Origin of the sequence: Microcoleus sp. N3A4 (assembly GCF_036701805.1) — a bacterium.
GTDB lineage: Bacteria > Cyanobacteriota > Cyanobacteriia > Cyanobacteriales > Microcoleaceae > Microcoleus.
The window spans coordinates 11,831-33,354 of record NZ_JAUBRJ010000046.1 but is presented as its reverse complement, the minus strand read 5'-3'; the positions used below and the strand labels follow the sequence as shown (position 1 = coordinate 33,354).

At 44.7% G+C, this 21,524-nt stretch carries 16 protein-coding genes; 7 read left to right on the top strand and 9 right to left on the bottom strand.

Features of this window, described 5'->3' with window-relative positions:
* Positions 1 to 129 precede the first annotated feature (129 nt).
* Positions 130 to 1,797 (top strand): hypothetical protein, encoded by a 1,668-nt coding sequence (locus QUA56_RS23520; RefSeq protein ID WP_333362321.1) that lies wholly within the window; start codon positions 130 to 132, stop codon positions 1,795 to 1,797.
* Positions 1,798 to 2,086: 289 nt separating this feature from the next.
* On the opposite strand, the gene QUA56_RS23515 is transcribed toward QUA56_RS23520, so the two are convergent.
* Together QUA56_RS23515 and QUA56_RS23510 are read right to left on the bottom strand one after the other, a co-directional pair.
* A complete protein-coding gene (locus QUA56_RS23515; protein WP_333362318.1) occupies positions 2,087 to 2,848 on the bottom strand; it encodes a class I SAM-dependent methyltransferase in 762 nt (253 codons plus the stop codon).
* Between the two features lie 7 nt (positions 2,849 to 2,855).
* On the bottom strand, positions 2,856 to 3,053 hold the full coding sequence (locus QUA56_RS23510; RefSeq protein ID WP_172187100.1) for a hypothetical protein: 198 nt from the start codon (positions 3,051 to 3,053) through the stop codon (positions 2,856 to 2,858).
* Between the two features lie 568 nt (positions 3,054 to 3,621).
* On the opposite strand from QUA56_RS23510, the gene QUA56_RS23505 reads away from it, so the two are divergent.
* On the top strand, positions 3,622 to 6,165 hold the full coding sequence (locus QUA56_RS23505) for a mannose-1-phosphate guanyltransferase (protein ID WP_333362315.1): 2,544 nt from the start codon (positions 3,622 to 3,624) through the stop codon (positions 6,163 to 6,165).
* Positions 6,166 to 6,331: 166 nt separating this feature from the next.
* Positions 6,332 to 6,889, top strand: coding sequence for a single-stranded DNA-binding protein (locus tag QUA56_RS23500; protein ID WP_333362312.1), 558 nt, complete (start codon positions 6,332 to 6,334; stop codon positions 6,887 to 6,889).
* A gap of 150 nt (positions 6,890 to 7,039) precedes the next feature.
* Here the strand turns inward: QUA56_RS23500 and QUA56_RS23495 are convergent, their stop codons facing one another.
* Positions 7,040 to 7,387, bottom strand: a complete 348-nt coding sequence (locus QUA56_RS23495; RefSeq protein ID WP_333189437.1) for a hypothetical protein — start codon at positions 7,385 to 7,387, stop codon at positions 7,040 to 7,042.
* A 492-nt stretch (positions 7,388 to 7,879) separates the two neighbouring features.
* Positions 7,880 to 8,563: a lipoyl(octanoyl) transferase LipB gene (gene lipB, locus QUA56_RS23490; protein WP_333362308.1), complete on the bottom strand. Its 684-nt coding sequence runs from the start codon at positions 8,561 to 8,563 to the stop codon at positions 7,880 to 7,882.
* Positions 8,564 to 8,714: 151 nt separating this feature from the next.
* On the opposite strand from lipB, the gene hpf reads away from it, so the two are divergent.
* The gene (gene hpf / locus QUA56_RS23485) at positions 8,715 to 9,368 is read left to right on the top strand and encodes a ribosome hibernation-promoting factor, HPF/YfiA family (protein WP_333362305.1); all 654 of its coding nucleotides are present in this window, start codon (positions 8,715 to 8,717) and stop codon (positions 9,366 to 9,368) included.
* 175 nt (positions 9,369 to 9,543) lie between these two features.
* Positions 9,544 to 10,182 (top strand): Uma2 family endonuclease, encoded by a 639-nt coding sequence (locus QUA56_RS23480; protein WP_333362302.1) that lies wholly within the window; start codon positions 9,544 to 9,546, stop codon positions 10,180 to 10,182.
* 123 nt (positions 10,183 to 10,305) lie between these two features.
* Here QUA56_RS23480 and QUA56_RS23475 read toward each other — a convergent pair whose 3' ends face one another.
* On the bottom strand, positions 10,306 to 10,764 hold the full coding sequence (locus QUA56_RS23475; protein WP_333362299.1) for a peroxiredoxin: 459 nt from the start codon (positions 10,762 to 10,764) through the stop codon (positions 10,306 to 10,308).
* A 48-nt stretch (positions 10,765 to 10,812) separates the two neighbouring features.
* Between QUA56_RS23475 and QUA56_RS23470 the strand changes: the two genes are divergently transcribed.
* The gene (locus QUA56_RS23470; protein WP_333362297.1) at positions 10,813 to 10,953 is read left to right on the top strand and encodes a hypothetical protein; all 141 of its coding nucleotides are present in this window, start codon (positions 10,813 to 10,815) and stop codon (positions 10,951 to 10,953) included.
* Positions 10,954 to 11,052: 99 nt separating this feature from the next.
* Here the strand turns inward: QUA56_RS23470 and QUA56_RS23465 are convergent, their stop codons facing one another.
* On the bottom strand, positions 11,053 to 11,949 hold the full coding sequence (locus QUA56_RS23465; protein ID WP_333362294.1) for a metal ABC transporter permease: 897 nt from the start codon (positions 11,947 to 11,949) through the stop codon (positions 11,053 to 11,055).
* Between the two features lie 408 nt (positions 11,950 to 12,357).
* Complete coding sequence (locus tag QUA56_RS23460) at positions 12,358 to 13,167, bottom strand: metal ABC transporter ATP-binding protein (protein ID WP_333362291.1); 810 nt, start codon at positions 13,165 to 13,167, stop codon at positions 12,358 to 12,360.
* A 102-nt stretch (positions 13,168 to 13,269) separates the two neighbouring features.
* On the opposite strand from QUA56_RS23460, the gene QUA56_RS23455 reads away from it, so the two are divergent.
* Positions 13,270 to 14,376: a metal ABC transporter solute-binding protein, Zn/Mn family gene (locus QUA56_RS23455; RefSeq protein WP_333362288.1), complete on the top strand. Its 1,107-nt coding sequence runs from the start codon at positions 13,270 to 13,272 to the stop codon at positions 14,374 to 14,376.
* 459 nt (positions 14,377 to 14,835) lie between these two features.
* Here the strand turns inward: QUA56_RS23455 and QUA56_RS23450 are convergent, their stop codons facing one another.
* Entirely contained in the window at positions 14,836 to 18,495 is a 3,660-nt protein-coding gene (locus tag QUA56_RS23450) for a helicase-related protein (RefSeq protein WP_333362286.1), read from the bottom strand.
* Positions 18,495 to 21,521 (bottom strand): hypothetical protein, encoded by a 3,027-nt coding sequence (locus tag QUA56_RS23445; protein ID WP_333362283.1) that lies wholly within the window; start codon positions 21,519 to 21,521, stop codon positions 18,495 to 18,497. Before QUA56_RS23445 ends, QUA56_RS23450 begins: the two co-directional genes overlap by 1 nt.
* Between the last annotated feature and the right edge of the window lie 3 nt (positions 21,522 to 21,524).

The following is a 21,524-nucleotide window of genomic DNA, read 5'->3' as shown; positions in this document are numbered from 1 at the left end:
ACCATCTCCCAATCCCCCAATCTAAAATCTAAAATCTAACCATCTCCCAATCCCCCAATCTAAAATCTAAAATCTAACCATCTCCCAATCCCCCAATCTAAAATCTAAAATCTAAAATCTAAAATTGAAATGACTGACTCTTCCTCCCTAGCAAACACCCTTTCCGAACCGCTGCGCCAGCCTTATTGGTGGGCAGCCCTAGCTTCTGTCAGCCTTCACGGAGTGCTCGGAGTAAGTGCCCCGACGCTCTCAAGCCTCATGTATGGTGGAAATTCCTCAAAAAATATCCCCGGTTCCGTCGGTTTGGTACAACTAACTCCTACAGAGGCCGGCCGCCTACCACAAGCCATACCCCCGCGCCCGTCCAATAAGCCGTTTTCGATCGCACCAGTTCCCCTTCGGACCGCGCCAAAGTTAGCCCCGCCCTTGCCCCCCGCACCTGATACCATCAACTTGCCCGCCCTGCCGCCGGGAATGCCACCTCCTGGATTCTTTGCCCCTCTCCCTGCTTCCCCTCTCCCGCCCTTCACAGCCCCAACAGCCCCGCCACCTCCCAAAACTCCATCTCCAACAGTCAGAACCCCCTCCCAGCCAACAACACCCACTTTCATCCCGCCAGTGCCTCCCAGCGGTTTGATTTTCCCGCCCTTGCCCGGTAATTTCGATCGCAATATCCCGCCGCCGCCATCAGTGACAGAAGCGCCCCAGCTTCCCGGCAGCCAATCGGAAGACGAAGCAGAGACGCTCAAAAAGATCATAGCCAGTAGAGGCGGACTGCCACTATTTCCAGACGGAGCTCCAGTCTTTACCCCGGAATTCCCAATTGGCGCCAGGAATTCGGGACCCGATGGAGTACCAAAATTGACTCAAAAAGATCCGAATAAAAGGAATCTCATCGCAGAAACTCCCGAAGAAAGAAACAGGAGGGCACAATTTGACCAGGGACAGCAACAGCTAGAACAGCAGGGAGTTCCCGGTTCAAGCTTACCCAGCGACAGAGAGACACAGCTTGCGGCTGCAAATACCTATGTTGCTTTGTTTGACAAATTCAAAAAGGCTTATTCTGATTTGGAAATGACGGGGCCGACTATTGTGAATGTCCCTTATCCCCTAGCAGCTTGCTGGCAAAAACTCGAAGGAACAGCAGTTTTTGGAGCAGTTGTCAGCCCTCAAGGCTTGCTCAAGGCCGAACCTCAGCCGATCGTCCCGACAGGTTACGGTATTCTCGATAATGCGGCTAAAACCGCGATTATTAACCCTGAGTTAACATTTGCAGCAGCCAGCACGCACAAGCTTTACCAACTGGCTGTCGCGTTTAAATACGACGAAAAAGTTTGCAGCGGCATTCCCGCCACCCCATCCACCGCCCCGACAGGGCCCAGACCCACAGGCCAGCAGCCGCCAGCGGTAGCCCCGACAGGGCCCAAACCCACAGGCCAGCAACCCTCCCCAACGCCTGGTGAAGTGAAACCGCAGTTTGAGAAGCCGCCGGCCGCCTCAAACAAACCGAAGCCAGGGGCTGTACAGTCCCCTCAACCAAAGCCAGCCGCCCAGCAGTCGCCCTCGCCTCAACCGAAGCCAGCCGCCCAGCAGTCGCCAGCACCAGTACCTCAACCAACTCCCGCCGAAGTGTCGCCAGCACCAGTACCTCAACCAACTCCCGCCGAAGTGTCGCCAGCACCAGTACCTCAACCAACTCCCGCCGAAGTGTCGCCAGCACCAGTACCTCAACCAACTCCCGCCGAAGTGCCGCCAGCACCAGCAGCTCAACCAACTCCCGCCACTACGCCAAATTAATGGTTAATTGGTATAGCGGTTCTCTTTCGGAGTGAAGTTCAAAATATGTAGGTTGGGTGGGTTGAGGTCACGAAACCCAACTCTTGATTTAACTGTCAACTATTTAAAATCGGGTGTTGGGTAACGCTGACGCTCTACCCAACCTACTTCTACTTCATCTATTTGAGAAATGCTATAATTGAGAATGGGTAATTGTAATAGGTAATGAGTTATTGGTTATTGGTTATTGGAACTAACAAATAACAAATAACAAATAACCAATTCCCAATGCCCAATGCCCACTTCCCTCTCAATTGTATTGAATTTTATACATTTGGAATAAGTCGCCGCTTTGCTTTTTGACTACCTTAGCGCCCGCAGCTTTCATCATTTTTTCCCAATCTTCTATTGTCTCTAAAAATACTTCCCCAGCTCGATAAGTTTCCAAAATTGCCCAATCTTCTGCTAGAGGAGAATTGGGGTTGAGGACATCAAAAACAAAATGACCGCCCGGTTTTAGTACCCGCTTTACTTCTCCCATGACAATACTCCAATAGTCTATGGGATAGTAACAGCTAAAGCCTGTAGCGAGGCATAAATCGAACTGAGCCTCTTCGTAATTTAACTGGTGAGCGGGGGCCCATTCTACGCCTTTGAACAGCTTAGAATTGAGCTGAGGGCCGCGAGCGTTTAAGGCGTCTCGCGCTGCGCTGCTGATTTCTTGACCGTAAAAATATGCTTCCCAATCCCGCCAAGGGTAGATGAGAAAGCTGACTCCGCAGCCAATGTCTAAACAGCGCTGATTTTTTTGAGGTTTGGCAATTTTCCAGAAGGGAGAAACTGTTTTTGCTTGGAGAGTTCCTGCGACTGATTCCAGGAAAATCGGCATTGCTTCGACTTCTTCGGGTAAAGCGAAAGCTTCTCCTCGGTATTCGCGATCGAACCGAGAGGCCACTTGCGACAGTAAAACTTGCCAGCTATCTGATTTTCCTTTAGCAAACCAAGTCTGCTCCTGACCCGCGACTGGGCGATTCCCTTCGGGATAGCTATGCTTCACGGACTTTTTAGACATTCTTGAATTACCTTTTAGAAGCTTTGAGAGCTTTTGTAAAGTTTTGGCGGTAAGGCTTATTAAAAATTAACGCGGGCCAGAGCAGGGACAGCTTCAGGCGATTTGTAAAACTTCTGTCGAAGTTAGTGCGATCGAAACCATTCCAAAATTTCCAAATACCGCCGCCGTAAGCGACTAGCAATGCCAAGCTAATTAACGTACTCATTTAAAAAACCCCTAAGCAATGGATAGGATTTTGGGTCAGCTAGTCAAAGCGCTACCCTTAATCTATCATTTATCACACGCCTTGGCGCACCGATAGCCGTAGCAATTCCACCTTCAGAAAGAGACTTCAAAATCCCCTCGGGGCGCAAACTTAAAAATAACAGCCACGAAATAGTTTTCACGGAGCAAGCAAAAACTGACTTCTACCAAAAGTCGATGATTCTGAAGGCTTATCCAACGTCTCCTACAAATCCGAGCTCGACTAGGAGATTACTCCGAAGCGGAAAGTCGTAATTCGGTTGAAATCTGTTGCTATTGGGGAGGGCCTCACTGTCCTGGATTTCACAGAGGTGCAACTACTCCCAGATAATTAATAAAGAACTGATAAGCTGTAGCGCATTTAAATTGTATATTTCAATTGCCATCAAAACTCGTCAAATCCTCTCCCCCTCGAACATAACAGACAATAAGAGTGCGCTACAGATTAGCTGGCGGCCCACGAGTTAGAGCAGGCAAACTTTTTCTAGCGGACAATGACGGTACAGAGCTTTCTAAGCAAGGAGGATTTTATGCGTGCAGTGCTGATGGCTGGGGGGTCGGGAACGAGGCTCAGGCCCCTGACGTGCGATTTGCCCAAACCTATGGTGCCTATTCTAAATCGCCCGATCGCAGAACACATTATCAATTTGCTAAAAAGGCATCAGATTACGGAAATTATTGCTACGCTGCACTACCTTCCCGATGTCATGCGGGAATATTTTACTGACGGGGCAGACTTTGGCGTTCAAATGACTTACGCTGTGGAGGAAGACCAACCGCTGGGTACGGCTGGTTGCGTCAAAAATATTGCTGAATTGCTCGATCGAACTTTTCTGGTCATCAGCGGCGACAGCATCACAGACTTCGACTTGACGGAAGCGATCGAATTTCACCGCAGCAAGCAATCCAAAGCCACGTTAATTTTAACTCGCGTTCCCAATCCGATGGAATTCGGGGTCGTGATTACCGAGGAAAATTACCGCATCAACCGCTTTCTGGAAAAGCCTTCTAGCAGTGAAATTTTCTCCGATACCGTCAATACCGGCACCTACATTTTAGAACCGGAAGTATTGGACTACCTGCCTGCAAATAAAGAGTGCGACTTCTCGACAGACTTGTTTCCCTTGCTGCTGGAAAAAAACGAGCCGATGTACGGCTACATCGCCGAGGGTTACTGGTGCGATGTCGGCCAGTTAGATGTTTACCGGGAAGCTCAGTACGACGCGCTGCGGGGAAAGGTCAAACTGGATTTGAGCTACTACAACCAAGTTCGATCGGGACTTTGGATAGGTCAGAATACTTTTATTGACGATAGCGCGATCGTCGAAGTACCGGCCATGATCGGCAACAATTGTCGGATTGGAGCCCGAGTTAAAATCGATGCCGGTACGGTGATCGGAGATAACGTGACTGTCGGGGCCGACGCCAACCTCAAACGTCCTATCGTCTGGAACGGAGCAATTGTCGGCGAAGACGCTCACCTCAGAGCCTGCGTGATTTGCCGGAGCACCCGCGTAGACAGGCGCGCTCATGTATTGGAAGGTGCGATCGTCGGTTCTATGTCGATCGTAGGAGAAGAAGCACAAGTCGGGCCAAGCGTGCGCGTCTGGCCGAGCAAAAATATTGAATCCGGCGCTCTGTTAAATCAAAATTTAATTTGGGGAGAACAAGCTAAGCGGAATTTGTTCGGTCAGCGCGGCGTTCAAGGACTGGCAAATGTCGATGTTACCCCGGAATTTGCGGTGAAATTGGGCGCGGCTTACGGCTCGACTTTGAAACCCGGGACTTCGGTATCGGTTTCTCGCGACCAGCGGAGCATTTCGCGGATGGTTTCGAGGTCTTTGATTGCGGGTTTGATGTCGGTGGGAATTAATGTGATCAATTTGGAATCGACGGCAATTCCGATCGCGCGCACGGTTTCGTCTACGCTGTCGATTGCTGGCGGCATTCACGTTCGCATTTCGCCCGATCGCTCCGACCACATTTTAATTGAATTCTTCGATATCAAAGGCATCAATATTACTAAAGCTGCTGAGAAAAAAATCGAGGGCGCTTATTTTAAGGAAGATTTGCGGCGAGCTCTAATTCCCGAAATTGGAGAGATGACGTACTTTAACCAAGCTCTCGACGTTTACAACCGCATTTTTGAGCGGCAGATGAATGTTGAGGCAATACGCTACAGCAATTCTAAGGTGGTAATCGATTACGTTTACGCGGTTTCGGGAGCAATTCTGCCGCAAATGCTCGCCAAATTCGGCTGCGATGCGGTGGTGCTCAATGCCAGTCTCAAGCAAAGTTCTCTAAGCAACGGGGAACGGGAATATTTGCTCGACCAACTCGGTCGGGTGGTGAAAGCACTCAGCGCTAATTTTGGAGTGCAGGTGTCGGCGAACGGCGAACAGCTCATTTTAGTAGATGAGTCTGGGATAGCGATTCGCGGGGAAATGCTGACGGCGTTGATGGTAAATTTGATGCTGACTTCTCATCCCAAAGGTACAGTAGTAGTGCCGGTGAATGCGTCTTCTGCGGTGGAGGCGATCGCCCGCCGCTATCAAAGCAAGGTAATTCGCACGAAGGCGAACCCAACTGCTTTGATGGAAGCAGCTAACAGGAACCCGAATGTGGTTTTGGGCGGCAGCGGCCTTATGGGTTTTATTTTCCCGCAATTGCATCCCGGATTTGACGGAATGTTCTGCATTGCTAAAGTGATAGAAATGATGACGATTCAGGAGCGATCGCTCGGACAGATCAAAGCCGAACTTCCCCGCGTCACCCACCGCAGTTACAGCGTCCGCTGTCCTTGGACGGTCAAGGGTTCGCTGATGCGACATTTAGTAGAAACTCATTCGCCCGATCGTTTAGAATTAATAGATGGAGTGAAGATTTTTAACTACAGCGACGACAATTGGGTATTAGTTTTGCCCGATGCTAGCGAACCGACCGTTCATATCTTCGCCAACAGCGAGGATCGAGATTGGGTATCTGAAACTTTGAAGGAGTACCGCGCCCTCGTTCACGATTTTGTCACTCAAGCCGAGGCGGCGGTTCGCCAAGATAAATTTGGTAACGGGTAATTGATTATTTGTTGTTAGTTATTTGTTGTTAGTTATTGGTTATTATTGAGTCATTTTAACTAACAACTAACAACTAACAACTAACAACTAACAACTAACAACTAACAACTAACCCGATGCCCAATGCCCAATTCCCAATGCCCAATTCCCAATTCCCATTTAAGTTATGAATAGCTGCATTTTGATGGCGGAAATAATTCAACAACCGCAACTCCGTTATACTCCTGACAATCAACTTCAAATCGCTGAAATGCTGGTGGAGTTTCCAGGCCCAAAACCTGAAGATCCCCCAGAACGTTTGAAAGTGATAGGATGGGGAAATTTTGCTCAAGAAATTCACGAGAAATATCGCGAGGGCGATCGCGTGATTATTGAGGGACGGCTGGGCATGAATACGATCGAAAGAGACGGTATTAAAGAAAAGCGCGCTGAACTGACAGCTCAAAGGATTTACAGTGTCGGTGCCGATGCAATGAGTTCGGCTCCTGCAGCTAGAACTGCCCCCGAACCGGCTCAAATTCGCGACACCGCCCCGGCTAATGTGCCGAGCAATGTAGTACCTTTAGGCTCGCGGAACCGCAGTTCTAACAGCGCTCCAAGCGGCGCTAACCGCACGTCTAGTTCGGATTGGAACTCGCATCAGTCTTCAAATTCTGAGTCCGATCGATCTTCGGGTTCGTCTAACGAACCGGAAAATCCCGATTACGATCCGATTCCATTTTAAAAATTAGGGTGCATCACTTTACAACTCGACTGTTCGATCGAAAGTGACGCACCTTAATTTAAGAGCGATCGCACTTCAGGAAAAAAAGGGCGATCCTCTTCGAGGGCTGCGCTAACGAATTTGGCCCAACTACGAGCTAAATTGCAAATTTTACAGCTCGATCGTCACAACTTTTTTCTTGCTTTTTTCGTCGCGCAGCACGACTGTATTGTAGGGTGATGTATCCGTCCCCAGCGGAATTGGCAGCTTAAAGCTGCTGCTCTTATGCTTAAGTTCGCCTAAATCAATGCTTTTCGTTATATTGCCATCTGTTGCCAGATAAGCGGTAAGTTCGCCTTTATAATCTTCAATCAAAAAGTCTCTGAAGAAAAGGACTTCCCCAGCACCCTCGACATCGATAGCAAGGATGACCGTACCGCTAAACGTTGCGCCTTTTTCTTCTTCATCAACCGTCGCCATTTTAATTTCCGAGGGGTCTTGACCGGACATATCTGACATAAATTTTTTCTCTTGAGCGGAGCGCAATAATTAACAAGAATCATACCTGACTCTACGGGCGATCGCAAAACTCTTAGGACGTATTTCTGCATGGGTCTTGCTTCTCTCTAAGGTTAGAGAAGCCCGCGATCGCGCATTGTACCACCAATTCTCTTAATTCTTGAGTCAGTAAGTACAGACAGTTAAAATTTATCTCTATAGCAATCCTCGCATCAGCCGCCAAATCGAGCGAGACCAGAATCCTTACATTATATGCGAGCATCTTGCTCGCGTATAATGCCAGCAAATCATTTAGGATTGCTATATATAATACCCCCAAGTCTCGCAAACACCGCGTTAATTCGATTCGATATTTAGCATCCTTAGTCTGGAGTTTTTAAGTGATTGGGTGGAGAATTAAGCCTGATGTTTTTGATAATTTAAGAGCGATCGCACTGCGATCGTTAGTAGTAAGGTTGACAGCGACGCACCCTACACATTCGTGAAGCGAAGCTATCCCGTAGGGAATCGCACAATTTCCACGGCAAAAACGCGAGCAAACTCAGCGATAACGAGCGATCGCACTCGATCGACCTCAATTCCCGGGATAAACTGTTCTAAACTGCCAACAGGTCGATCGGGAATCCCGCAAGGTACAATTTGCCCAAAACCTGCGAGATCCGGACAAACATTTAAAGCAAAACCGTGCATCGTAATCCAGCGGCTGACTTTAATGCCGATCGCGCCTACCTTGCACCCATCCACCCAAACTCCAGTCATACCGGGAACCCGCGAACCCTTCAACCCGCAAACTTCCAGCACCCCCAGCAGCACTTCCTCCAACTGCCGCAAATACCAGTGCAAATCTTGCTGGTGGCGCCGCAAATTTAAAATCGGATACCCCACCAATTGACCCGGACAGTGGTAAGTCACCTCGCCGCCCCGCTCGACTCGGTGCAATTCCGGCTGAGTTTTGCCCGGGTCAAATTTGAGAAATTCCAGCTTTGCTCCCATTCCCAAAGTGTAAACCGGCGGATGTTCCAACAAAATCAGGACATCTGGCAAATCAGGATTTTCCCGGCGCTCTTGCACCATTTTTTGCTGGATTTCCCAAGCTTGGGAGTAGGGTACTTGTCCCCAATCGAGGAGCAAGCAGGGTTGTGCATTTAGCGGTTGAGGGATTAGAGGAGAAACCATGCAAAAAATCAATAGTATTTTTACGGAATATTGGCGCAGTTTAAATCAAGAATTGTCAACATATCAAAAAAGATTTGGAAGATAAGTGTTTTCTAGAATACATGGTGCTACTGTATAAAATATACCCACGTTACAGAAGGGAGGGAGCTCTATGAAGCTTGTTATCCAGGGTAAAAATATAGAAATCACCGATGCGATTCGCGAGTACGTCAATCAAAAGGTGGAAAAGGCAGTTAGCCATTTTCAAACTTTGACTACGGAAGTGGACATACATCTATCGGTGGCTCGTAACCCCAGGATCAATCCTAAGCAGACTGCTGAGGTGACAATTTATGCTAACGGCAGCGTGATTCGGGCTGAAGAAAGCACGGAAAGCCTGTATGCCAGCATCGATTTGGTTGCCGACAAGATAGCTCGTCAACTGCGGAAATTTAAGGAAAAACGCCACGACAATAAGACCCAGAGTAGTCCCAAAACGGTTACGGTAGTTGATGAACATCCTGTAGCAGCGGATCTGATTGGCGATCGAACTCCCGAACTTCCTGCTGAGGTGGTGCGGACTAAGTATTTTGCTATGCCTCCAATGACTGTGCAAGAAGCTTTGGAACAATTGCAGATTATCGATCACGATTTCTATATGTTCCGTAATGCGGAAACTGACGAAATTAACGTGCTCTACGAACGCAAGAGTCACGGCGGCTATGGAGTCATCCAACCCCGCCACAGCAACGGTAACGGTAATAGCAAAAATGGCAAAACTGCCGAAAGCGCTGCACCTGAAAAATCCAGTGTTGGGAAAAGCTAGATAATGGCTGACAGCTAATTGTTAATGGCTGCAAGTCGTTAGCAAAAAAGGACTAAAGTCCTTACTACGAACCACGAGTTTTTAGTAAGGACTTTAGTTTTTTCTTGATTTTTTAAGATAATGATTAGTAGTCACGACTTGCGTAATATTTCCTAGATAAAATGGATGAACAATTATGCTATTGGAATTAAGACAATTGAAGATTCAACCGGGTCAGCAATTACTGGTTGAGGATGTGAACTGGCAACAATTTGAAAGTATTTTGGCGGAATTAGGAGAACGTCGTGCTTCCCGACTTTCCTATAGTAACGGACGGTTAGAAATTATGGTTCCTCTGCCCGAACATGAAAAAGCCAAGGAAATTATTGGCGACATGGTAAAAATTTTGTTGGAAGCACGACAAATAGCATTTGAGTCGTTGGGCTCGACAACTTTGAAAAATAAACGCATGAGTCAGGCTGTCGAACCGGATACCTGTTTTTACATTCAAAATCAAGCAGCGGTTATCGGTAAAAATCGCCTCGATATGAGTGTCGATCCGCCCCCTGATTTAGCTATAGAAATTGATCTTACCTCTCGCACGCAGTTGGATAATTATCAAATTCTAGGAGTGCCGGAACTTTGGCGATACGCACGGCGAGGGCTACAAATCAACGTCTTGCAAGCCGAACAATATATTGAGTCTGATGTGAGTCCCACTTTTCCCAATATCCCGATTGTCGAACTGGTAAATCAGTACACTCAGCAGAGTCAAATTGCTGGCAGAACCCGCGCTATTCAAGCTTTTAAAAATTGGGTACGGGAAAATCTCTAGTCTGAGAATTTTCGTTGTCACTAAAAACCCTTAGTTCGCAGTCAGGAATTTAGTTTTTTCTGGATTTTTGAGACAATGAGGACTTCCGTCCTCACTACCAACAATATATTTGAGCAAATCCATCTAACTTTTGATGGTTTCTAAAGTTTTGAGTGCTTCTGCAACGTGGGCTTTGAAGTCTAACATGGAGTCAAAAATATGCTTGACAACGCCTTCTTTGTCAATGACATAAGTAACTCTACCGGGCATAATCCACAGCGTAGCTGGAACGCCGTACAATTGCCGAACTTTGTTGCCTGTATCGCTTAGCAGTGTAAAAGGTAACTGATATTTGGCGGCAAATTGCTGGTGCGATTGTTGCGAATCTTCGCTAATTCCTATGACTTCTGCACCTGCGTCTTTGAAGACTTCGTAACTATCTCGAAAAGCGCAAGCTTGGGTGGTGCATCCGGGTGTGTCGTCTTTGGGGTAAAAGTAGACTATGACGTTTTTTTGACCTTTAAAATCTTTGAGGCTGACTGATGTGCCAGTTTGAGATGGTAAGGTAAAATCCGGTGCGGTGTCTCCTACTTTGACTGTCATGTTTTTTAACTGAGTAGTTCTGTTTGCGTGAAATTTTTACTTTTGTTATTGTACAGTTTTTTTGAGCAATTGTTCGCAGGTGCGATCGCCCGCTGCGACAGCCTCCCATTTTTGCTTTCTCGCACTCCTAACAAAAACCCTTTTTACAAAATCGGGATGCTGTCGGCGATTCGCAGTTACACGCATTAATTCGAGAGGCTTTTTTGAACCGCACATCCACGGGGATTAACGAAGATTCTTATTAACAATGGGAGGGGCGACGCTGAAGCGTTACTACAAAATTACTTGTTATCGGCCTTTAATTAAATTTTTTAATTCCCGCCATATGGGAGGAATTTGGCCGGAGTGTGTGCGGGGCTGAGTGAGGATTCCTTGAGTGGGACTGAACAGCAATGATAGTACAAATAATCCCGATGCAACTAAAACTATTGCGGGGCCGGATGGTAAGTTATAAAAGTAGCTGAAATACATTCCGCTAATGCTGGAAATAACTCCGATTATTGCGCCTAAAATCATTACTTGGTGCAGGCGAGTGACTAGGAGATATGCGGTACTTGCTGGTGTAATTAATAGGGACAAAACTAGCACTACGCCAACAGCTTTGAGGCTGGCAACTATTGTGAGGGCGATGAGTACCATCAGTCCGAAGTTGAGCAGGTTTACTGGCAAACCTGTTGCTTGCGCTCCTAATGGATCGAATGTGTAAAATAGCAATTCTTTGTAAAACAATACTACAACTAATAAGACTACGGCGACTATGACGGCTGTGTCGATCGCATCTTCGGCAGTAACTCCCAGGATGTTGCCGAAAAGAAAGTGGTTGAGGTCGATTTTGTTGTCTTTTTGGACGATCGTAATTAGGGTGATGCCGAGGGCGAAGAATGCGGAAAATACGATGCCCATTGCCGCGTCTTCTTTGATTGTCGATCGAGCTTTGATCCAAGCTATGATTACTGTACTCAACACTCCGGCAATGAAAGCGCCGATAAAGATATTTGCTCCGAGGATAAATGCGATCGCCAATCCGGGCAAAACCGAGTGGCTGATGGCGTCTCCGAGCAAGGCCAACCGCTGTACCATTAGGTAGCTGCCGACGATCGCGCAGACGATGCCGACGAGAATGGCAATTACGAGCGATCGCTGCATGAATCCGTACTGTAACGGCTCAATTAAGGTTTGGATCATAAAATTATCAAATCACAGTTAACTAATTACTAACAACCAAAGCAACCCGGTTCGATCTGAGATGTTGCACCATTCTCAATAAGCTTTTTATGAACAGGCAAGATGCCTGTTCCACAAAGAGTGAATTTCCTTGTGGAACAGGCATCTTGCCTATTCTTGAGAATGGTGCAAGATGTGAGTTTGAGCCTAGATTTATCGTTGCCCAACCCAAGATTATCAAATAAACCGCGTTCAACAGTGTAACTCCTAGATTAATGACCAAGAATTTCTTGATGGTACCCGCCACGTGATTTATCCGTGGAATCAATCCAAAATCGAAAATCGAAAATCCTCAAGCCCCCGCATTTATCCGTAGGGTCAATCTAAAATCTAAAATCTAAAATCTAAAATCTATTGACTGCTGGCTAATCAAGCTGCTTGTCCGGCAAAGAACATTACTTGTCCGCCGTAGGCGCGGTAAAGGTTGTCTTGGGTTAGCACTTCTTGGCGGGAACCAGCGGCAATCAGTTCTGTATTTAGCAAAATTAAATCGTCAAAATTGGTGATTGATTCGCCTAAGTCGTGGTTGACTACTAAGACAATTTTTCCGGCATTTGCTAGCTGGTGGAAGATGTCGAAAATGATATTTTGAGTTTTTTGGTCAACGCCGACAAACGGCTCGTCAAAGCAGAAAATAGCGGCTTCTTGGGCTAATGCTCTAGCTAGAAATACTCGCTGTTGCTGTCCGCCGGAAAGTTGTCCGATCGGCCTGTCTTTGTAAGCACTCATGCCTACTCTTTCTAAGGCATCGGCAGCGGTGCGGCGGCTAGCTGCAGAGAAGCGGCGAAACCATCCGGCTTTTCTGACTCTTCCCATCATCACGACATCCCAAACGGTGGCGGGATAGTTCCAGTCAATTTGCGATCGCTGCGGGACGTAGGCTACTGTTTCGAGTCGATCGGCGATCGCTTCTTCGCCCCAGGTAACAGTGCCGCGAACTGCGGGAATTAAGCCCAACATTGCTTTAATCAGCGTACTTTTGCCGGCACCGTTGGGGCCAATAATACCCGTCAGCCTTCCCGGTTTGACAGAAAGATTGATATCTCTGAGTGCTTCTACCGTGCGGTAGTTTACTGCTAAGTGCTTAACAGTGATAATTTCAGTGTCGGTAGCGCTGTCTTTGAGGTGGCAAACCATTTGAGACCAAGGAGTCTCGTTGGGCAAGGCGGCGGTATTCATGGCGGTGAGTCTATCTCCTTTTTATTAAGTTTACTGTAAAAATGAAAAGAATATGAAATCATCGGTAAATAGGAATAATCTGGAACGCAGGAGAGGTAGATAATGCGGCAGTACAAGCTCGAAACCCCTCAAACCATAGGTTTGGCGGCGAAAATCTCAAGTCGGTTAAAACCGACGGCAATTGTGAAGCAATCCGATAAAGGGGAGTTTCGCGGTGAGTGGGGGATTGAAACCGCCGCCCCTCGATTGGACAAGTCCAAGGTATTTTGGATTAGAACTATTGCTTGTGGCATTTTGACTGTGGGTTTATTTAGTTGCGCTCAAACCCAGGGCGATCGGCTATCTCCAGAGGCAGATGCTAAACCCAAGGTAGTTGCTACCAGCACAATTATTGAGGATTTGACCGATCGAGTAGCGGGAGGCGAAATTCAGCTAACAGGAATTTTGCAACCGGGAACCGATCCTCACGTTTACGAACCGGTGCCAAAAGATTCTCAAGCTTTAGAACAAGCTAACTTAATTTTGTATAACGGTTACAATTTGGAACCGGGATTAATTAGGATGATGAATGCCGCCGGAATTAAGGCGCGGAAATTACCAGTGGGGGAAGTTGTCAAGCCTTTGCTACTGAATAAAGAAGGCAATACCGTACCCGATCCGCACGTTTGGGGAAATGTGGAAAATGCAGTTCAAATGGTGGAAGCAATTCGGGATGCGCTAATCGAACTCTCGCCGGAAGATAAGCAGAAGTTTACGCAGAATGCTGTGAAACTTACTGAAGAGTTAAAACGCTTGGATATTTGGATCGAGCAAGAGATTAAAACTATCCCCGAAAATAAGCGCAAATTAGTAACAACCCACGATGCTTTTCAATATTACAGCCGCATTTACGGATTGGGAATTGCTGATAGTTTGATCGGGATTAGTACGGAGGAACAGCCGAGCGCTCAAACGGTGCAAAAGTTAGTAGAATCTGTGAAAGCTGCGGGAGTGCCTGCTATTTTTGCGGAGACTACAATTAACCCGCAACTGATTAAAACTGTGGCGGAGGAAGCGGGTGTGAAATTGGCGGCGCAGCAACTTTATTCGGATTCGATTGGGGCGGCTGGAAGCGAGGGCGATTCTTATGTGAAAATGATGTCGGCTAATACTCGCGCCATCGTCGAAGCTTTGGGTGGGAAATACACGCCGTTTGAAGTTAGCAAGTAGCAAGTATGGTGCCCCGGAAGAGTTTTATTTTGTGTGCGGATAGGGTGAGGGCTAACTGATATGCTGTGGAGCATTTAAACCACTAACGAGGCCAGTAGGGTGCGTCAGCTCGATCGCTTCCACCGGCAAGGGAAACGCTGCGGACTGACGCACCATACAATACTATTTTAAATGCTCCACAGCTTAGCCGTTTCCAACAATAATGCAACTGTAGGTAAACTCCCAACCCCGATAGTCATCCTTGATTCCCAATCTAAAATCTAAAATCTAAAATGGTCTGACGCACCTACAAGTTTCAGTGGGAGCATCCCATTTTTGCTTTCAGATCGTGGACGGTTGCATCAGAATAATATATTTGGATGATATAGAGTGCGAGCGTCCATAGCGAACGGCTAAATCGCGAGCGAGACGCTCGCACTCGTAAAAAACGCTTTTTACCAAATTGGGATGCTCCCAGTTTCAGTTTACCTGCTTCGACAAAATTAAATTAAGCACGTTCAACTCGTTGGAACTTAAAAGATATTTATCTGTAAAAATCTTTTCTCTACTTTGCTCTAAACTGTAGCTTCTAAACACGATAAATGGAAAGTCTCGATACTTGTGCCCGATCGGCATTACACTATCTACAGGGTAGATCGATCGCACATAAGCCGACAAAATATCCCGAAACCGCCTGTCTTCCGGTTCTTCCACCTTATTGTCAGCAAAATACTCTTGCATTTCCTCCCCGCTAACGAAGGCAAACAGCGGTATGGCATAATAGCGATCGAACTGCTGACTCTGCTCTTCAAAATACTGAGTTTTCTCCACATCGCTGTTGAGAAATTGCAAAAGCTCGATCGCACCTCCTCTAATTGCCGATATTAGATTCTCCGGGGACGAATCGCTATCCCTAATGAGACGCATTTTGTGCAGCAACTTCTTCTCTAGACATTCCTTGATTTCCCGATGCAGCGACATCTGGTATGTTTCTACCAAAGTGCGATCGGCTAGAGGTACTATCAACAAACTACCGCAAACATGACCGATCTCTAAATTATCATAGCTCAACAAACCATCAAGAGGATTGCACTTTTCCAAAAACTTACGATTAAAATCCTCCCGCATTTCTAGATAGGAATCGCCCTTTTGACGAGACTTATCATAATTTGGCAAAACAAACTCTCCGCGACCCAAAAGCTGTTCCAGACTCGTATAAACCTCCTTAAACAACATATTTCCTCGCTGGCTCTCGCTCTTTAAAGTCTTAATTAGAGCAGCCATTTTGCTGCTAAAAGTATCCCCGACTGCGGAAACCGACTTTCCGCCGATGGGAACGATCAAAAACTTTTCCCTACCTAAATAACCGTATCCTGAAATTCGCGTCATCACCGCCGTCTTGAGAATTAGCAATAAATTCAACAAACTCAACTTGCTTTCTTGCAGGGAAAGTTCCGCATCATCAGCGTAATAAACTGCGGTATCAGATAGGTAAAAAACCAACTCTTTGTCTTCACCATCAAGGGTTTTACCTGACTCATCTTCCCCGCGTCCCCGATAAATCACCTGTATCACTTCCATCAAATTTTTCTCTATTTGAAAGCGGGGAATATCCACTAAAATGTGCTTGGTTTTTGGGAAAGAAAGTCCACGACTTCCCGATGCAGTCATAAAGATCACTTTAGCTGTATTTTTGTATTCCTGTATTTTTTCTTTCTCCTCTTCCGAGATATTAGCGTGAATTTCCAGATAATCAGTAAACTGCTCAAACTTTTCGCGACAATCTCTAATTTTATTAATTAATTCAGTCAATCTTTGCTTGTTCTGAATGTATACTATAATTTGTTCTACACCAGGCTGTGCCAATATGCGATCGATGTCTGCAACTATTTCCGATTGTACTGATTTAACTAAATTACTCTTCTCTTTTAAAGGTGCATTTTCAGTGTATTTAACAGTTTCTACAAATATTTTGTAAGTTATCTCTAAACTGCGGGCGGGGTAGGAATTAGCATTAATTACCTTGGCAGCTAGATTCTTGAATTTAAAAGGAATCACTTGTAAAGGTTCAATTACATCACAATTTTTTGCTAATTTTTTAAAGTAAATTTTATCCGGTTCCGGTGACGTGTTATCAAGGTGTTGTTTAATCACATCGCAGTCAACAATCGAAGCATCGGCCACAATAATTTTAGTATTAAAGCCGTGTTCTAGCTTGTGCAACTCATGTTTTTTGATAATCTTGCCAATCCCATCTAAGAACTCAACGCCACCATCATCTCCCGTAATTTCATCGATCATAATGAAAATATTTTTTATGCGACTGGAGATTTCTTGCATCTTAGCGGGAATGACCCGTTTGTCCCGTTTATTGTAAGTATCTTGAAAAATTTTATCTAAATGCTCTAGGGTATTTTGTCGGTTTTCTTTCATCTTAACCGATTGAATAGAAACCGTAGCTACGATATTATTAGATACCTGGCCATTTATCAGCGCGTATATACCTTCGCAAATGCTCTTGAGCACTCCATTCCCTTTGGATTTAACGGGTTTGATTACTGTTTCTCCCTTTTGTTCAAGTTCGGATTGATGATATTCCGTCCTCTGAATTTCTGAATCATCCTTGAGGAAGCGAACAGTTTTTTTTGTGAAATCGTCGCGATAGCTATTCGATGCATACTTGACGGTACAGTGTCCTGAATTGCTTTTGATGATATCGGCGTTAGTGTTGATACAAAATAATCGATCGTTGCACAGCAAACCAGTATTTTTGTCTTTGAATTTTTCGATAATATCCAAGTTTACTTGCTTGCGGGGACTGACGTACAGGAATAAGAAACCGTCGTCGATATGGCTTTTGAGGAAATTGGCGATCGCAGTTGTTTTCCCAATTCCCGGATTCCCCGTCAAAAAGATATAAGTTTCATCAGACTGAAGCGCTTTCACAATCAATTCAGCGTGAGCATTTCGCAGGTCTAATCCGCGAGAAATTTGCAAGTCATCTGCCAGTTTATCTGATATAATATCTATTGAATTAACAAAATCGTCTATCCGTTCTGTATGAGGTACAGGTTCGGTGACATTTTTTCCAATTCCTAACAGAGAATCAACAAACTTTCTGCCTTCTTTAAAACTGCGAGCCGCGTTGAGTTGAATAACATCTAAAACTTCGCTGCGGGCGTCGCTAATCTCTTTACCTTTCGGTTCATTCTGGTAAATCTGAGCACAAGTTGCTAACAACTTGATTTTGTCCTTGCGTAGGGAAATAGTGCTAATATTGCGATCGCCATAACCAACCACATTAAACAAAACCTCAGCATTACTTGAAATTATACCTGTTTGTTGCAAAAATCCATAGAAACTGTGAGCGTAGCTACCCGCCTGAATCAGCTTAGTGCTTTCCTTATCCTTATACTTAAAAGCTGTAAAATAGCGTTTTAAATCCTCCGAGAAATCAACACCTAAAGTGCTGGTATCCATCCGCAGATTAGAAAAAACACTTTTCGATCGCAAATAGCTAATTTCTCTCATTAAATATTTTCGTATCACCTCTATTTCATTGATATCCTCCGGTTTTGGAGCTAGCGTCGGAGAAAACACAGACAAATCAACGCAGAGAATTCTAAAATCATTTCCATACTGTAACAGCATCAGCGTATCAGCCTGCAAAAACTCACCCTTTTTCGAGTAGCGGCGGATGTACGAGTTAATCTCATCATCTGATAAACTAAGTTTGGCAGTTGTCAACTGAGACAATACCTCTTTAAACGCTTCTTTCTCACCCTTATTATAGGTTCTGATACTGTTAGCATCACTAAAACTGCACTGACAATACACAATTTTCAACCGCTGCAAATTCCAGCCAGTAGATTTGACGTACTCCCGGAAAAAATTCAACCCACCCAAAAAGCCTTTTTGGACAAAAAACAAACTCCATTTCTCAACTATTTCAGCATCTAAACTAGCCAGCAGATTGGCTTCCCTGACGATTTCCGCCGTCATCTTTGGCAATTTGAGCCTCTGCAAATCTAGACGGTAGGAATCACCAAAATTGTGACTTAAATTTTCCCGCTGAATATATGCCAGAATCCCGATATTGAATCCCACTTCAAACAGCCGTCCAAAATCTTCACTTATCATTATTTTGTACCTCCCTCAGTTACGCTCAATACTTCTCTTACCTTATTCAAAAAAGCCAGCGAGTTAAAATCTGCACTCTCGCCTCCATGACGAAATACAGATAAAGTACCAACTGAATCATCGCCGATAATATGAGCGTAGGGATCGAGTTTCAAACTAATGTGTTGACGGGCTTCATACCTAGAAAAGTGGAAGATGGTTAAATAGTGCAGTAAAGTATCTTTAATTTCACCATCGTACATCAAACCTTGGCGAATATCTTGGTCATCCAGAATGCCTTCATATATATTCAACAGTGTCGAGTAAGAAATCACACCGTTGTAAAAGTTCTTTTCCCCTTGCTCTACTTTGATACCATTAAACAGATTAAAAAACATCACAGCTTGTTGACTGGGATCTTTTGATAAACTTTCCAGTTCCGTTGTATCCTGAATGTAGAAAGATTCTCCCTTGTGTTCTTTAGGACTTCGGACGTAATATTTATCAAAAAATACCGGATAAATCTTGATATCTTGCCGATCTCCTTTCAAAGTTTGGATTAGTTTTTTCGACATAAAAAACAATTGCTCGTCTTCATCAGTCTGGGTAATGTGTAGCGTGCTTGTATAAGGTGCTTGTGCAATATACAGAAAATTGCGATAGCCATGCTTGTAAAGCTGGCTGACAGTATCTTCGAGGATTGACGGCTGACTGTAAAGGTGTTGAACGCTGTAGTTTTCTGACAAAGTTTTCAGCATTCCGACTTGAATTGTATCCTCTGATAGGCGTTTAATTCCCGCCACTTCGCCTAACAAACAAGTTTTTCTCTGAAAGCGGTCGCTATTACCTTTTTTCGCATCACTTTCGCAGCTTGAGACGACAATAATTGCTAAATTGTCCAAGTCGGGAGATAGTGGAACATTCCGAAATTTAAACTTTTTAGGCAATATTGAATACAGGGAACTCAAACCGTTGCGGATACTGTAGCCATTTGGTTTTCCCTTGATGCGAAACCCTTGAGAAGTCGATCGGTATTTTTCACTAAAAAGATGAGACAATGTTTTGGAAATGTTAGCCATAAACTTTTCCGACGGCGAAGGGTTATTGCGATCGCCTTCGTGAAGTCTCACCATCGGAATAAACAAATTCTTTTTTGATTTATTTAATAATATTTCTAGGCAAACATAAGACAGTAGCGAAACAGCAAATTTGTAAACAAACGCTGCATCCGATTTCAAACCTTCCTTGCTGTCTAAACGTTTATTGTTATAACGAAACAACAGCAATTTATACTGTTTGGAAAAACTGCTGTTATATTCACTCATCCGACTTTCAGGAACCCAAAGTACAGGCAAAGTATCGATGTCCTTAATGTTATATTCCATGCTGAAATTTTGGAATTCATCAGTCTGGAAGTAGCGGACATCTTCGATGGTCATCTTGACTGGTAGCTGACAGATAGCTATTTCATTGATACTCGATTGTTCTACGGCGATATACTGAAGTGATTCTTTGGGATTTCGTTGCAGAACATTATCAAAAAATCGACCATTCGTTAAAGCATTATCGATGTCTTCTAGGATACCTCTTTTGATGCTTATATGTCGCGGCTCTGTGCGAGTTGGCAAAATCGTTTGCCTATCTATAAAGTTTTTTAATAATTGCTTGAGATGGTTTATTTTAACTTCAATATTATATTCAGTTAGCCCTCTTTTGATACCTCTAAATATCCCCTTTTTCTTTTCTTCATCAGAACCTTGCAGTACAGGAATTACTGATTCAAACCTTTGTATCGGATCGTAAGTCAGTTCAGAATCAGGGTTATAATCCGGTGATAAAGGATTGCTATGAGAAGCAAATACAAAATAGTACAATAATGCTATTTTCAATACTTTGCGAATGAATGTTTCGCTTGTGTAACTATCCGCTAATTCTGCTTTGTGTTCATCACTCTCAGGATTGAGAAAATTCAGGTTATAATCAAATACAGGTTCACCGCCGCGTGCTTGAACTTCGTTGCCAAATTTTAGTTTTAAACCGAAAATATATTTACGTTCGCTCAGATGGGTGTCTGTGGTTTCTCCTAAATAACCTGCTACAATCGGAATGATGGGAAGTGCATCTAAAACTTCGGCTCTGGAAAACATATCTTGATAATTAACTGAGACACCGGCATAATTGACATTATAATAGCCATCTTCTTTAGTGCGATCGCCAATGTATGCTTCGAGCAACCTAATCCGCCGGATCAAGTCTTCTAAGTAGATGATACCAACACTATCTGTGCTGCTGGTGCGGATGTGTTCTAGCAGATACTCCAAGTAGGTAATTTTAGCTTCTTTTTTGAGCTTCCCTAGAGTTTCTTGGTCTACAACTTTGAGCAATTTGTGAAAATCAGAATTTTCATCTTTAACCAGCTCATCAAGACGATGATGCAGTTCTTGCTTATCGCTTTCAGTGTCAGCATTTTCATCAATGTAATTCTCTAAACCCTCCTTCAGTTGTTGCTGAAAGATGTCTGAATCTCGCACAGCAATCGTCAATTTATGCAGCTTCAAAATTGCCGATGTCCCAACAGTATTTGGGCGCTGCAATGTTAGCTTCTTTTTTGCTAAGGTAGGAGAGGATTTGGCAAAATCGTATTTAAAACCTAAGTCGGTACCATTTCCCTGAAAATACCGTGATTCTAAAGGCTCAATTAAGCTAGCCACGAAATCTGCAATAGCATCATTCCCTCCCACGAGTGATGCTAAATGTTGTCGCAAATATTGTCTAATTTGTCTAATTTGACTGCCAAATTTAGTTTCAAGTTCGGGAGTGAAATTGACTGTAGCAGAATGTGCGAAGCGTTCATAACCACCCAATGGATGTCGCACGTTCATACTCGATATTTGAGCAGCTACCGCGTCAATATCTATTAACAAACGACGCCGATCGCCCGAAACACTAAACGGATTTTTTGATTGCAAAACTTCTAAAATTTTGTCCAGCAAATCGCCATAGTCTACTGGAACTAAATCGCTGTCGTCCAATCTTAAGATGTTCACCCT

Bases quoted from the DNA above. Each gene is read 5' to 3' on its own strand.
- QUA56_RS23520 (WP_333362321.1), top strand. From the start codon at position 130: ATGACTGACTCTTCCTCCCTAGCAAACACCCTTTCCGAACCGCTGCGC.
- QUA56_RS23515 (WP_333362318.1), bottom strand. From the start codon at position 2,848: ATGTCTAAAAAGTCCGTGAAGCATAGCTATCCCGAAGGGAATCGCCCA.
- QUA56_RS23510 (WP_172187100.1), bottom strand. From the start codon at position 3,053: ATGAGTACGTTAATTAGCTTGGCATTGCTAGTCGCTTACGGCGGCGGT.
- QUA56_RS23505 (WP_333362315.1), top strand. From the start codon at position 3,622: ATGCGTGCAGTGCTGATGGCTGGGGGGTCGGGAACGAGGCTCAGGCCC.
- QUA56_RS23500 (WP_333362312.1), top strand. From the start codon at position 6,332: ATGAATAGCTGCATTTTGATGGCGGAAATAATTCAACAACCGCAACTC.
- QUA56_RS23495 (WP_333189437.1), bottom strand. From the start codon at position 7,387: ATGTCAGATATGTCCGGTCAAGACCCCTCGGAAATTAAAATGGCGACG.
- lipB (WP_333362308.1), bottom strand. From the start codon at position 8,563: ATGGTTTCTCCTCTAATCCCTCAACCGCTAAATGCACAACCCTGCTTG.
- hpf (WP_333362305.1), top strand. From the start codon at position 8,715: ATGAAGCTTGTTATCCAGGGTAAAAATATAGAAATCACCGATGCGATT.
- QUA56_RS23480 (WP_333362302.1), top strand. From the start codon at position 9,544: ATGCTATTGGAATTAAGACAATTGAAGATTCAACCGGGTCAGCAATTA.
- QUA56_RS23475 (WP_333362299.1), bottom strand. From the start codon at position 10,764: ATGACAGTCAAAGTAGGAGACACCGCACCGGATTTTACCTTACCATCT.
- QUA56_RS23465 (WP_333362294.1), bottom strand. From the start codon at position 11,949: ATGATCCAAACCTTAATTGAGCCGTTACAGTACGGATTCATGCAGCGA.
- QUA56_RS23460 (WP_333362291.1), bottom strand. From the start codon at position 13,167: ATGAATACCGCCGCCTTGCCCAACGAGACTCCTTGGTCTCAAATGGTT.
- QUA56_RS23455 (WP_333362288.1), top strand. From the start codon at position 13,270: ATGCGGCAGTACAAGCTCGAAACCCCTCAAACCATAGGTTTGGCGGCG.
- QUA56_RS23450 (WP_333362286.1), bottom strand. From the start codon at position 18,495: ATGATAAGTGAAGATTTTGGACGGCTGTTTGAAGTGGGATTCAATATC.